Annotated in this window: 12 protein-coding genes and 1 pseudogene; 6 read left to right on the forward strand and 7 right to left on the reverse strand. The window is 61.6% G+C overall.

Annotated features, from left to right (window positions below; genetic code table 11):
* The first annotated feature begins 36 nt into the window (after positions 1-36).
* The 6 genes and pseudogenes from pcaD to PYH37_RS09370 all read left to right on the forward strand — a co-directional run.
* Positions 37-849 carry a 3-oxoadipate enol-lactonase gene (pcaD, locus tag PYH37_RS09345; RefSeq protein ID WP_280731141.1) on the forward strand — a complete coding sequence of 271 codons (813 nt, stop codon included), beginning with the start codon at positions 37-39 and terminating at the stop codon, positions 847-849.
* Entirely contained in the window at positions 842-1,246 is a 405-nt protein-coding gene (pcaC, locus tag PYH37_RS09350) for a 4-carboxymuconolactone decarboxylase (protein WP_280731142.1), read from the forward strand. Before pcaD ends, pcaC begins: the two co-directional genes overlap by 8 nt.
* Before the next feature lie 13 nt (positions 1,247-1,259).
* On the forward strand, positions 1,260-2,009 hold the full coding sequence (gene pcaH, locus PYH37_RS09355) for a protocatechuate 3,4-dioxygenase subunit beta (RefSeq protein WP_280731143.1): 750 nt from the start codon (positions 1,260-1,262) through the stop codon (positions 2,007-2,009).
* Between the two features lie 13 nt (positions 2,010-2,022).
* On the forward strand, positions 2,023-2,637 hold the full coding sequence (gene pcaG / locus PYH37_RS09360; protein WP_280731144.1) for a protocatechuate 3,4-dioxygenase subunit alpha: 615 nt from the start codon (positions 2,023-2,025) through the stop codon (positions 2,635-2,637).
* A gap of 299 nt (positions 2,638-2,936) precedes the next feature.
* A complete protein-coding gene (locus PYH37_RS09365) occupies positions 2,937-3,992 on the forward strand; it encodes a 3-carboxy-cis,cis-muconate cycloisomerase (protein ID WP_280731145.1) in 1,056 nt (351 codons plus the stop codon).
* A gap of 18 nt (positions 3,993-4,010) precedes the next feature.
* Positions 4,011-4,409, forward strand: a pseudogene (locus PYH37_RS09370) (sodium/glutamate symporter); the annotation flags it as partial.
* 43 nt (positions 4,410-4,452) lie between these two features.
* Here the strand turns inward: PYH37_RS09370 and PYH37_RS09375 are convergent.
* The 7 genes from PYH37_RS09375 to kdgD all read right to left on the reverse strand — a co-directional run bounded on the left by PYH37_RS09375 (position 4,453) and on the right by kdgD (position 12,682).
* Positions 4,453-4,722 (reverse strand): hypothetical protein, encoded by a 270-nt coding sequence (locus PYH37_RS09375; RefSeq protein WP_280731146.1) that lies wholly within the window; start codon positions 4,720-4,722, stop codon positions 4,453-4,455.
* 390 nt (positions 4,723-5,112) lie between these two features.
* On the reverse strand, positions 5,113-6,546 hold the full coding sequence (locus tag PYH37_RS09380) for an aldehyde dehydrogenase family protein (RefSeq protein WP_280731147.1): 1,434 nt from the start codon (positions 6,544-6,546) through the stop codon (positions 5,113-5,115).
* On the reverse strand, positions 6,543-8,264 hold the full coding sequence (locus PYH37_RS09385; protein ID WP_280731148.1) for an ABC transporter ATP-binding protein: 1,722 nt from the start codon (positions 8,262-8,264) through the stop codon (positions 6,543-6,545). Before PYH37_RS09385 ends, PYH37_RS09380 begins: the two co-directional genes overlap by 4 nt.
* The gene (locus PYH37_RS09390) at positions 8,261-9,184 is read right to left on the reverse strand and encodes an ABC transporter permease (RefSeq protein ID WP_280731149.1); all 924 of its coding nucleotides are present in this window, start codon (positions 9,182-9,184) and stop codon (positions 8,261-8,263) included. Before PYH37_RS09390 ends, PYH37_RS09385 begins: the two co-directional genes overlap by 4 nt.
* Before the next feature lie 3 nt (positions 9,185-9,187).
* Positions 9,188-10,102 carry an ABC transporter permease gene (locus tag PYH37_RS09395; protein ID WP_280731151.1) on the reverse strand — a complete coding sequence of 305 codons (915 nt, stop codon included), beginning with the start codon at positions 10,100-10,102 and terminating at the stop codon, positions 9,188-9,190.
* Between the two features lie 82 nt (positions 10,103-10,184).
* Positions 10,185-11,651: an ABC transporter substrate-binding protein gene (locus PYH37_RS09400; RefSeq protein WP_342394642.1), complete on the reverse strand. Its 1,467-nt coding sequence runs from the start codon at positions 11,649-11,651 to the stop codon at positions 10,185-10,187.
* 125 nt (positions 11,652-11,776) lie between these two features.
* Positions 11,777-12,682: a 5-dehydro-4-deoxyglucarate dehydratase gene (gene kdgD / locus PYH37_RS09405; RefSeq protein ID WP_280731154.1), complete on the reverse strand. Its 906-nt coding sequence runs from the start codon at positions 12,680-12,682 to the stop codon at positions 11,777-11,779.
* Positions 12,683-12,708: the final 26 nt, after the last annotated feature.

Here is a 12,708-nt window from a genome sequence, read left to right on the forward strand (position 1 = left end):
ATTAAACATCCAATTTGGCGACGGAGGAGACCTGCCGTGCAATTCGCCCGTATCAACGACATCACGATTCACTATCAGGTGATTGGCGCGACGGCGGAAAAGCCGGTGCTCGTTTTCGCCAACGCGCTTGGCACCGATTTCCGAATCTGGCGTGACGTGATCGTCCGTCTCGCCGGCGATTTTGCGATCGTTCTCTATGACAAACGTGGGCATGGTCTTTCCGATATCGGCCAGGTGCCCTATTCGATCGAGGATCACGCGACCGATCTGGCTGCGCTTCTCGATCTGCTCGCGGTCAAGCAGGCGATCGTCTGCGGCCTTTCCGTCGGCGGTCTGATCGCGCAATCGCTCTACCAGCGTCGCCCCGATCTCGTGCGGGCGCTCGTGCTCTTGGATACCGCGCACAAGATCGGCACCGCGGAGATGTGGGACGCGCGGATCGCCGCGATCGAAGCGGACGGCATCGAAGCGATTGCCGATGGCGTGCTCGAGCGTTGGTTTACGCCGGCCTTCCGCCGGCCGGAGAATGTCGCCTTCACCGGCTATCGCAACATGCTGATCCGGCAGCCCGTTCCGGGCTATGTCGGTACTTGTGCCGCGATCCGCGACGCCGATTACACGGAAGCAGCCAAGAAGATCGCCGTGCCGGTACTCTGCATCGTCGGCGATCAGGACGGGTCGACGCCACCGGATCTGGTGCGATCGACGGCGCAGCTCATTCCCGGTGCCCGCTACGAGATCATCCACAATGCCGGGCATATTCCCTGTGTCGAGCAGCCGGAGATCCTGACCGCGACTCTGCGCGCCTTTTTCGAACTTGTGACGCATGGAGATCGAACCGATGAATGATGCTTTCGCGCCCTCCGAGCGTTATCGCCAAGGCATGGCGACCCGCCGGGCCGTTCTCGGCGACAATCACGTCGATAGGGCGCAATCGGCATCGACCGATTTCGACAGGCCGTTTCAGGAACTGATCACCGAAGCGGCCTGGGGGCATGTGTGGTCGCGCCCGAACTGGACGAAGCGGGAGCGGTCGATCGTCACCATTGCACTGTTGGCCGCCCTTGGACAGGACGAGGAAGTTGCAATGCATGTCCGCGCCACCGCCAATACCGGCGCGAGCCGTGAGGATATTTGCGAGGCGCTGTTGCATGTGGCGATCTATGCGGGCGTTCCCGCAGCCAATCATGCGATCAAGATCGTCAAGCAGGTGTTCGGCGAAATGGACGCGGGCAGGGCGGTCTGACGGGAGAAGAATGATGTCCGACATACAGAATCGCGGGCCTGAAACTGGCGCCTTCTTCCAGCGCGACCGGAGCTGGCATGCACCGGCCTTCACCCCCGGCTACAAGACCTCCGTGTTGCGGTCGCCGCAAAAGCCATTGCTTTCGCTCGACGGCACGATTTCCGAGATAACCGGGCCCGTCTTCGGCCATTCGATGCTTGGCGAGCTTGACAACGACCTGATCCATAATTTCGCCCGGCCAGGCGAAAGCGCGATCGGCGAACGCATCATCGTTCACGGCCGCCTCCTGGACGAGCGCGGCCGTCCCGTTCCGGGCGCGCTGCTGGAGTTCTGGCAGGCCAATGCCGGCGGGCGCTACCGGCACAAGAAGGAAAGCTATCTCGCCCCGCTCGACCCGAATTTCGGCGGCTGCGGCCGGACGATTACCGACGAGAACGGCTTATACCACTTCCGTACGATCAAGCCCGGTCCCTATCCCTGGCCGAACGGCGTCAACGACTGGCGCCCGGCGCATATCCATTTCTCGATCTTCGGGCACGGCTTCGCGCAGCGGCTGATCACCCAGATGTACTTCGAAGGCGATCCGATGATCTGGAAATGTCCGATCGTCAATACGATCTCCGACCGCCGGGCGATCGAGCAACTGATCGCACCGCTCGATTGGGGAAACACGATTCCGATGGATGCGCGCGCCTACAAGTTCGACATCGTCCTGCGCGGCCGCCGCTCGACGCTCTTTGAAAACCGGCCAGAAGGCAATTGAGGAGGGAGCACTGATGGTTCAGGATCTGGGTTATCTTAAGGAAACCGCTTCCCAGACCGCCGGACCCTATGTCCACATTGGCCTGACGCCGAATTTCTGCGGCATAAGCGGCGTCTACGAGAAGGATCTCGGATCCTCGATGGTCAACGACAAGACGCTCGGGCAGCGGATCACCGTCAAGGGCCGGGTGATCGATGGCGCGGGAGCGCCGCTCAAGGACGCATTGGTGGAAATCTGGCAGGCGGACGCCGCCGGCCTCTACAATTCTCCCTCGGAAATACGCGGTGCAGCGGACCCGAACTTTACCGGATGGGGCAGGTGTCCCACCAGCGCCGAGGATGGGGGCTTCGTCTTCGAGACCGTAAAGCCGGGCCGTGTGCCGTTCAAGGACGGTCGCTTGATGGCGCCGCACATCACTTTCTGGGTTGTCGCGCGCGGTATCAATATCGGGCTTCATACCCGAATGTACTTCCCCGACGAGACGGGGGCGAACAGTGAGGACCCGCTGCTTGCCCGTATCGAACATCGCCACCGGCTCGAGACACTTGTCGCCTCCGGCGCGGCGCCTAGTTATGTCTTCGACATCCACCTCCAGGGCGAGAAGGAAACCGTCTTCCTGGACATATGATCGTTCCGCGGCCTGTCCGCGTTGCGGCTCGCTCATGATGATTTCGGGGCAATCGAAGCCCGATCACCGTGAGTGATTCCACTGCACGGTTCCTTGAAATCGTAACCGATTCAAGGACAAACCATGCAGCGATTCGAAGCGTTACAGCGGCCTTTGTGCGTCTGAAAAGACGCACGGCGCTATAATGCATTGGGATCGGAAAACGGGCGGGGAAGCGCTCATTTTTTCCTCGTCCTGCTCTAATCTGACGTTCCCTTCGCGTGGCGAGAACGGGACGACGAGACCCCTGGAGACGCGGAATGACCTATTCGGCCTTCGATCATCCCTATCTCTCCGGTCTTCTCGGCGACGAGGCCGTAGCGGCGGAATTCTCCGTTGCTGCCGACATTCGAGCGATGCTCGCCTTCGAGGCGGCGCTTGCCAGGGCCGAGGCGCGCAATGGCGTGATCCCAGATCAGGCGGCCGACCGCATTAACGGGGCCTGTCGCGCCTTTTCTCCGGACGTTGCCGCATTGCGCCGTGCGACGGCGGCCGACGGCGTCGTCGTGCCGGAACTCGTCCGGCAATTGCGCGTGGCAGTCGGCGGAGAGGCGGCGGAGCATGTCCATTTCGGGGCCACCAGCCAGGACGTCATCGACACCAGCCTGATGCTGCGGCTGAAGGCGATCGCCGAACTCTTCTCCGGTCGGCTCGGCAATGTCGCGTCGATGTTGGAGGAGTGTGAGAAGCAATGGGGCGAGCGACCGCTCACTGGCCGCACGCGCATGCAGCCGGCCATTCCCATCACGGTTTCTGACCGTCTGCGCACCTGGATCGAACCATTGCTCGATCATCAAGACAGGCTCGACGCGATCGATGGCAATCTGTTCGCCGTCCAATTCGGGGGGGCCGCTGGCACGCTCGAAAAACTCAAGGACAAGGCTGAGGCAGTACGCGAGACGCTTGCGGAGGAACTGGCGCTCGTCGGTTGTCCGCAATGGCACAGCCAGCGTTCGGCGGTCGCGGACTTCGCCAATCTGCTGTCGCTGATCACCGGTAGCCTAGGCAAGTTTGGCCAGGACGTGGCCTTGATGGCCCAGTCGGGAGAGGAGATCGTGCTCGCTGGCGGCGGAAGCTCGTCCGCCATGCCGCACAAGCAGAATCCGGTGGCGGCGGAGATACTGGTCACCCTGGCGCGCTTCAATGCCACGCAGCTTTCCGGCATCCACCAGGCGCTCGTGCATGAGCAGGAGCGTTCGGGCTCGGCCTGGACGCTCGAATGGCTGATCCTGCCACAAATGGCCGGCGCGACGGCGGCGGCACTGAGACTGGCGGCGGAACTTGCCGGCAATATCCGCCGGCTGGGCGCGGCGTAAGCGCTTCCATACTTGTTGCCGTGGCTCCGTTGGCCGACGTGTAGTCGCGCGCTTTCGCTCGTGTCCGATCTATCATTGAACGTGTTCCTAGCCATGTCCTTGATGAGCATGCAGTTGTGGGCATTGGGTGGCTTGGGGGCGTCTCTCGTGATCGTGCTCGCGCTTCAGACGGTCGCTACCTTGGCCTACGTCTTGCTTGCGGTGTTTCCCGCAATGGGCCGAAACTATGAGGCTGCAGTTCTACCCGCGGGCTTCGGCGGGATTGCTCTTGGCGCGACGCCGACAGCAATTGCCAACATGACAGCAGTGACCAAGGTCTACGGTGCCGCGGCCACCGCCTTTATCATCCTCCCACTGGTCTCAGCGTTCTTTATCGACCTCGCCAATGCTGCGGTGATCGGTTTCCTCGCGCGGTGAATCACCGAGGCAGTGCAAACGGACCATTGTCCGAAGGCAAGCCTCAACGATCGTAGCTTCGGCGAACTTTCCTGACCGTTGCGAGTGCGTCGGGCCTGTCGAAATAAGTCTGCTCCCGCCGACGAACGACCTTTTCCAAGGTCTCGCGGCAGCCTGTCAGCAGCTCGATCGCGCCAACGATCTGCTCGTCCGGCAAGGACTCGATGGCGCGGATATCGATCCCGAACACGTCCTGGATATCGGCGTTCGTCAATCTGAAATCGCGAGCGATGAAACGAATATCCCGAATAAGCTGGCGAGCACGTTCCGGCATCGGTCAATCTCCTAAAATAGAACTATGAAAATATGCAAATAAAAACAATTTATAAGTGCTTTTTATACAACGTTGCAATCGAACGTGCAACGGTGCGAGCCCGCGGCAAGCATCATTTGCCCATGCAGCCACGAAATCTCTGGAAGGCCTTCCGGCCTCCAAGATATGGCTCGAGCGGTTCGACGGACCCACAAATTGGTGAGGAATATTCGTCCTACACCGCCGTCCGTCTATTCGGACAAGGAGGTCGCAAACGGGCGGCGGGGAGACGCCGGCCTTAGCGCGGGATGAGGAAAAGTGTGCGCGGTTTTCCGCCCGCATCCCGCGCTAACTTATTAGAATCGATCACGTTCATGATTTTAGGTCGATCCGACCTAAAATCATCATGATCTAGGCCAGCGTGTAGGCTGTCTTGACGGTTGTGTAGAATTCGGCGGCGTATTTGCCCTGTTCGCGCGAGCCGTAGGAGGAGCCCTTGCGGCCGCCGAACGGCACGTGGAAATCGACGCCGGCCGTCGGCAGGTTGACCATCACCATGCCGGCCTCGGCGTTGCGCTTGAAATGCGTCGCATGCTTGAGGCTGGTGGTGGCGATGCCGGAGGACAGCCCGAACGGCGTGTCGTTGGCAACGGCGAGCGCCTCGTCGTAGTCCTTCACCCGGATGACGGCGGCGACCGGGCCGAAGATCTCCTCTTGGCTGATCCGCATCTGGTTCGTCGCTTCGGTAAACAGCGCCGGCTGCAGGTAGAAGCCGGGCGCGTCGCGCTGCAACAGTTCGCCGCCGAAGGCGAGCCTGGCGCCTTCCTGCTGGCCGATGGCGATATAGTCGGTGTCCTGGTTCAGCTGGCTCTGGTCGACCACCGGGCCGATATGGGTGCCGGCCTTCAGCGCGTCGTCGACGATCAGCCCGTTCATCCGCTCGGCCACCGCGGCGACGAAGCGGTCGTGAATGCCCGCGGTGACGATCACCCGCGACGAGGCGGTGCAGCGCTGGCCGGTCGAGAAGAAGGCGGAATTGACCGTCGCCTCGACGGCGACGGTGAGATCGGCGTCGTCGAGCACGACGAACGGATTCTTGCCGCCCATTTCCAGCTGGAACTTGCGATTGTGTTCGACCGAGGCGGCGGCGACGCGTTTGCCGGTGCCGACCGAGCCGGTGAAGGTGATCGCCTGGATATCGGGGCTGTCGAGCATCGCCTGGCCGACGACCGAGCCCTTGCCCATGACGAGGTTCATGACCCCCTTCGGCAGGCCGGCGCGGTGCAGAATGTCGACGATCGCCCAGGAGCAGCCGGGCACCAGTTCGGCCGGCTTGAAGACGACGGTGTTGCCGTAACACAGCGCCGGGGCGATCTTCCAGGCGGGAATGGCGATCGGGAAGTTCCACGGGGTGATGATGCCGACGACGCCGACCGGCTCGCGGCTGATCTCGACGCCGATGCCGGGGCGCACCGACGGCAGCATTTCGCCGGCCAGCCGCAAGCATTCGCCGGCGAAGAACTCGAAGATCTGGCCGGCCCGCACCGTCTCGCCGATGCCCTCGGCCAGGGTCTTGCCTTCCTCGCGCGACAACAGCCGGCCGAGTTCGTCCTTGCGCGCGAGGATCTCGTCGGCGGTCTTCTTCAGAATTGCATGGCGCTCGAGGATGCCGGAGCGCGACCAGGCGGGAAAGGCGGCCTTGGCCGCCGCGATCGCCGCCGAAGCGTCGTCGGCGGTGGCGCGGGCATATTCGCCGATGACGTCATTGGTGTTCGACGGATTGACATTGGCGACGCCGTCGCTGCCGACCCATTCGCCGGCAATCAGGTTCTGGTGAAGTGTCATCTTGCCAAGCTCCCGTTTCTAGGCCGCTCTGACCAAAGGCCGTCAGCGCCGATTGTTGGTTCGGCTGACGGTTCTTCGGTTTGCATGAGCCATTTTGGTCTCGGCACAGCGCGCAGCAGGCTCTGCGTATATTCGTGGCGTGGTGCGCTGAACACCGTCGATGTGTCTCCCTCCTCGACGATCTTTCCCTGTTTCATCACCATGATCCTATCGGCGAAATGGCGGACGATCGGCAGGTCATGGGTAATGAAGATGTAAGAGAGCCCGAGTCTGGTGCGAAGATCGGCGAGGAGGTCGATCACCTGGGCCTGGATAGAGACGTCCAGCGCCGAAACCGCTTCGTCGCAGATGATGAGCTCCGGCTCGCTTGCAAGTGCGCGGGCAATGGCGATGCGCTGCCGCTGGCCACCGGAGAACTGGTGCGGATAGCGATCGGCGTGTTCCGGCCGCAGACCAACGAGTTCCAAAAGTTCCGACACTCTCCCCTTCCATTTCTCTTTGGAGAGGATATCCCGGTGGATCACCCAGGGTTCGGAAATGATCGCATGAACATTCATGCGCGGGTTCATGGAGCCGTAAGGATCCTGGAACACCATCTGGACCTTGCGCCGAAACGTCATCAGGCGCTTTCCGTTCATCCCGAAAATGTCCTCGCCGGCGAAGAGGGCCCTGCCGGAGCTCGGATCGTTCAGCCGCAAGAGCATGCGAGCGACGCTCGATTTGCCCGAGCCGGATTCGCCGACAATGCCGAGGGTTTCGCCTCGCCTGACCTCGAAGCTGACGTCGTCCACCGCCTTGAACGTGCGCTTGCCGGCAAAGCTCCCTGAGGAAAGCAGATAGTCCTTCGTGAGATGTTCCACCTTGAGCAGTACGTCGCCCGCACCCCCCGTCGAACGCTTGTTCGAAGTCTCCGCAGCGTCGCCGTGCGGCAGCGCGGAAATTAAGCGGCGGGTATAGGCATGCTGCGGATTGCTGAAGACCTCTCTGGCCGAGCCGGCCTCCACAACTCGCGCGGCGTTCATGACGATGACGCGATCCGCCATGGCAGAGGCGACCTCGAGATCGTGGGTGATCATGATCAGCGCCATTCCGGTCTCGCGCTGGAGGTCGCGCAACAGTTCGAGGATCTGGGCCTGAACACTGACGTCCAGGGCGGTCGTAGGCTCGTCCGCGATCAGAATGTCGGGCTTCAGCGCAATCGCCATGGCAATCATCACACGCTGGCGCTGACCGCCGGAAAATTGGTGCGGATAGAAGTCAACCCGGCTTTCCGGTTCCGGAATGCCGACGCGGCGGAGGAGCTCAATCGCGTTGGCACGCGCTTGCCTGCCCTTCCCGGCGCCGTGGCTCTCATAGACCTCCTCGATTTGGCGTCCGACCGTGTAGACGGGATTGAGATAGGCGAGCGGATCCTGGAAGATCATCGCAATCCGGCGGCCGTTGATGCTTCTGCGGGCTTCCGCATCCAGACGCGAGAGTTCGATGCCATCGAAGTGGCAGGCGCCTGCGACGATATCGGCCGGTGGGCAGTCGAGGAGGTCCATCACCGTGCTCGTGCTGACGCTCTTTCCCGAGCCGCTTTCACCGAGAATGACGAGGGTCTCGCTGCGATTAACGTGGAAGGAGACGTTGTCGACCGCCCGTACTGGCTCTTTATCCGAGAGGAAATCGACCGTCAGGCCCTCGACCTTGAGAATGGGATTGGCTGCGTTCTTCATCGAGCGGCCTTTCGCAATGTCTGCAGACGCCAGCGTTGTTGCGGATCGGCGACGGTGCGCGCCCAGTTCGAAAGGATGTTGAGCGAGAGCGTCGTCAACATGATGGCAAGGCCAGGCCAAAAGGCGATCCACCAGGCCGTCGAAAGATAACCGCGGCCGTTTGCCACCATCGCACCCCAGGTGAAATCTGGCGGCTGAATGCCGAGGCCGAGGAAGCTCAGTGCCGATTCGGATAGGATGACCGTTGCGAAGTCGATGGCCGAGATCGTCACCAATGTCGGCAGGACGAGCGGTGCGATATGCCGGAGAATGATCCTGGCCGGCTTTGCGCCCATGGAACGCGCTGCGCTGACGAACATGCGCTCGCGCAGTTCCAGCACTTCGGCGCGCGCAGTTCTCAGATAAATCGGCATGCGGGTGATGGCGAGAACGATCACAAGATTGGTGATGCTGGGCCCGAGCGTATAGAGCACGATCAAGGCCAAGAGCAGCGACGGAAAGCTCATGACGACGTCGGCGAGACGCAGAATGAGGTGGCTGTACCAGCGTTCGGAATAGCCGGCGATCAGGCCGAGCGTTCCTCCGACGAGCATGGAGGAGAACACCGCGGCGGCCGCAATGCCGAGTGTATTCTGCGCACCGACGATCAGCCTGGCGAGGATTGGCCGGCCGAGCGTATCGGCCCCGAGGACGTAGATCCAGCCCTGCTCGAAGGCGAAAGGAGCGAGGTTGCGCTGGCGCAGGCCGAGCCGGGACGCCGCGTCTCCAACGAGCCAAGGCCCGACGATGGCCGCGGCCACGAAGATCGCCAGGAAAATGGCGGCGGCCAGCGCGAGCCTGTCGCGCTTCAGATAGGCGATGAGGACGCGCGCGGTGCCCGGACCCGTCGACGGTTTGCTATCGGGAGTGATGATCGTCATGGGTCAATACCGGATGCGCGGATCGAGCACTGCGTAGAGCAGATCGATTGCGATGTTCAGGATGAAGATGGCGGTCGCGGTCACCAGGATCGTCGATTGGACGACGGCGAAATCGCGCTGGATGATCGAGTCGATCATCAGCTTGCCGATGCCTGGCCAGCCGAATATCGACTCCACCACGACTGCCCCGTTGACGAGGCTCGTGGCGAGGTCGCCGGCAACCGTCACCACGGGCAGCAGCGAATTGCGAAGCGCATGTCCGAAGATGATCTTCTGTCGGCGAAGTCCCTTCGCGCGCGCTGTCTTGATGTAGGGCGAGGCGAGGGCTGAGAGCATTGTGCCCCTGACGACCTGCACAAGCAGCCCGAATGGGCGGAGCATCAGCACGAAAATCGGCATGATCCAATGCGCCCAGCTTCCGGTGCCGGAGGTTGGCAGAATTTCGAGCCCGACGGCGAAGACTAGAATGCCGACGATTGCGACCCAGAAATCCGGAGCACTCGCACCGGCAAGAGACGCGACGCTTGCAATACGGTCAAACAGGCTGCCGGGCCGCGCTGCGGCGAGTGAGCCGACGAGGATCGCGAGCGCCGTCGACAGCGTAATCGCAACGAATGCAAGCTTCAGGGTTTCCGGAAAGGCCTCGAGCGCCACGTCCATGGCTGAGCGGTTCTGGCGCAGCGATTGGCCGAAATCGAGCTGCAACAAATCCTTGAGATATTCCAGGAATTGCCAGTGCAGCGGCTGATCGAGACCGTTCAGCTGCGCGAATGCGGCCCTCGCTTCCGCGGTCGAATCCAGCGGCAGATATAAGGCGGACGGATCCCCGGTGAGCCGTGTCAGGAAAAAGACCAGCGTCAGCAGGCCGATGACCGAGAGGACGCTATGAGACGCGCGGCGTCCTAGATAAGTGAACATTTCAGATGCCCTTCGATGAATATCGAATGCAGTGGATCAGGGACGCAGGGCCATGTTCAGGCGCCTGCGCCCCCGGTGCCAGTTAGTCTTTGATGGCGATGTTGGCCAAGGGTATTTCGCTGTTGGTGGTGATATCCGGCTTCCACTCCAGTCGTGTGCCGACGCGCGTATAGCCGATCATGTGGAACATCGGGATATCCGCGACGACGTCTTTGCGTGCCTTGTCGAAGATCGTTTTGAAGCTCTTCGTGCGGGCCTCGCCCGTCGCAGCCAGGGCCGTGTCGATCTCCTTGTCGAGAGCAGGATCGGCCAAGGTCGAGTAGCTGCCGCTCGAGCGATAGAAGATTGGAATGGTGAAAGCCGCATCGCCCTTATTGTTGTCGTGCATCATCTGCAGCAGATTGGCGCCACGCTCGGCCGGGAAAGGCTTCTGCAGGTAACGCAGCCAATCGGCGACATCGAGCATGGTGAGCTTGACGTTGAGGCCGACGGCCTGCCACATCGTCATCATGGCTTCCATCGCTTCGGCACCATTCGGATAGATGCCGTTGCGGCCGATGAGCTTGATCTCAGTGTCGACGGGAACGCCCTCGGCCGCTGCCTCCTCGATCAGCTTCTTTGCCTCTTCCGGATCAAAAGGCCAGGGCTCAAGCGCATCGTCGTGCCCGTTGATGCCGGAGACGACCATCTGCGACGCGCGCTTGACGTCGTCGCCGAAGAGCTGTGCAAGGCCTTCCCAATCTATGGCGAGGTTCAGCGCCTTGCGGACGCGCAGATCGTCAAGCGGCGGCAGGGCCGTGTCGATGCGGATCGCGGTGGTTTCAGAGTTCAGATAGGCGAAATCCGTCTCCGGATTGCTTGCGTCCTGAATGGCGATCGACGGCGTCAGGTCGGCCTCGCCGGTTTCGACCATGGCCGCTCGGATCGAGGATTCCGGTCTCCAAACATAGGTCGCCTTGGTGATCTCCGGCTTTTTGCCCCAGTAGCCGTCGAAGGCATCGAGCACGACCGTCTGCGGGGAGAAGGTCGACAGCTTGAAGGGCCCTGTGCCGACCGGGTCGTTGACAGCCTTGTCGGCCGGAGTCTTCGGGGAGACGACCATCACAACGCTTAAGAGCGTCGGCATGATCGGCTCCGGCCGGTCGGATTTGATTTCGACTGTGAGATCGTCGAGCGCAGTTACTGTCAGTTTCGCATCGCCGAATTTTGCAATGTTGCTGCAAGTGATCTTGCCGCCGACCATGCGGTTGATGGAAAATGCGACCGCGTCAGCGTTGAGCCCGGAACCGTCCTGGAACTTGACGCCTTCGCGCAGCTTGATGCGCCAGGTCGTGGGGTCCGTCTGGGTCCACTCGGTTGCCAATTTCGGCAGAGGTTGCCCGGTGTTCGGATCGATGACCGTCAGCGGCTCCACGACATTCTGGCTCAATATCTGGCCGACATTGGTGATGATTGTACCGCAGGGCTCCAGGTTCGCCGGCTGCTCCGGCAAAACGATGCGGATTTCCTGCGCGGCACCTTGCGCCATTGCCGATGGTGTCGCCGCCATCGTGACGACGGACGCGATCGTAAGAATGCTTGTCTTGTTCATGTATTCTCCTCCCGGTGACCTTGCTTCAGATTGTGGGCGGAAGAACGTCCTCCCGTTCTCCGCCGAATTTTCGGTGATCGGCTTTACGCGGCGATCTTCTCGATCAGGCCGCGCAGCATATCTTTCTCCTGCGGCTGCAGATCCGTCAGCGGCGGACGCAGCGGGCCGGGTGTCCGGCCGATGAGTTCCACGCCCGCCTTGATGATCGATACGGGATAGCCTTGCTCGCGATCGCGCAGCGCCGCGAAGGGGAAGAAGAAGCTGTGCAGGATCTCTTCCATTGTCGCGCGATCGTTTGCACGCATGGCCCCGTAGAAGCGCTGTGCCAGTTCCGGCACGAAGTTGAAGACGGCAGAGGAATAGGTCGTCACTCCGACGCCGTTGAAACCCTCGGCAAAGAGCTCGTGCGTAGGCATGCCGCCGATGTAGCAGAGCCGATCACCAAGCTTCGCCGTGACGTGGCGGACGAGGTCGACCTTGCCTGTGCCGTCCTTGAAGCCGATGAGGTTCGGGCAGACCTCAGCCAGACGAGCAACCGTATCGGCATTGGCGACCGAATTCGCGCGGTTATAGATAATGACGCCGAGGCCGGTGGATTCGCACACGGCCTTCACATGCCGGTAGATGCCCTCTTGCGGCGCCTCCATCAGATAGTGCGGCAGAAGCAGGAGCCCGTCGGCCCCGGCCGCCTCGGCGCGTCGGGCCGTCTCCTTGGCAAGCGAGGTGCCGTAGCCGCAGCCGGCAATGATCGGCACGTCGCCGGAAACGTCCTTCGCCGCACGCGTGACGTCGGCAACCTCTGCAGGCGAGAGGGAGAAGAATTCACCGGTGCCACCAGCGGCAAAGAGGGCAGCCGCCCCAAAGCCGGAGAGCCACTCGACGTGAGCGCGGTAGCTTTCGAGATTGAGGCTGAAGTCCTCGTTGAAGTGCGTAACAGGAAAGGACAGCAGTCCCGAAGCGATCCGCGACTTAAGCTCAGCTGGTGACAATGGATTCCTCCCATGAAGTAATATGA

Source organism: Sinorhizobium numidicum, assembly GCF_029892045.1.
Taxonomy (GTDB): Bacteria; Pseudomonadota; Alphaproteobacteria; order Rhizobiales; family Rhizobiaceae; genus Sinorhizobium; species Sinorhizobium numidicum.

Coding starts and splice junctions, on each gene's coding strand:
- PYH37_RS09365 (WP_280731145.1), top strand. CDS start 2,937: ATGACCTATTCGGCCTTCGATCATCCCTATCTCTCCGGTCTTCTCGGC.
- PYH37_RS09385 (WP_280731148.1), bottom strand. CDS start 8,264: ATGAAGAACGCAGCCAATCCCATTCTCAAGGTCGAGGGCCTGACGGTC.
- pcaH (WP_280731143.1), top strand. CDS start 1,260: ATGTCCGACATACAGAATCGCGGGCCTGAAACTGGCGCCTTCTTCCAG.
- PYH37_RS09390 (WP_280731149.1), bottom strand. CDS start 9,184: ATGACGATCATCACTCCCGATAGCAAACCGTCGACGGGTCCGGGCACC.
- pcaC (WP_280731142.1), top strand. CDS start 842: ATGAATGATGCTTTCGCGCCCTCCGAGCGTTATCGCCAAGGCATGGCG.
- PYH37_RS09380 (WP_280731147.1), bottom strand. CDS start 6,546: ATGACACTTCACCAGAACCTGATTGCCGGCGAATGGGTCGGCAGCGAC.
- pcaG (WP_280731144.1), top strand. CDS start 2,023: ATGGTTCAGGATCTGGGTTATCTTAAGGAAACCGCTTCCCAGACCGCC.
- PYH37_RS09375 (WP_280731146.1), bottom strand. CDS start 4,722: ATGCCGGAACGTGCTCGCCAGCTTATTCGGGATATTCGTTTCATCGCT.
- PYH37_RS09400 (WP_342394642.1), bottom strand. CDS start 11,651: ATGGCGGCGACACCATCGGCAATGGCGCAAGGTGCCGCGCAGGAAATC.
- PYH37_RS09395 (WP_280731151.1), bottom strand. CDS start 10,102: ATGTTCACTTATCTAGGACGCCGCGCGTCTCATAGCGTCCTCTCGGTC.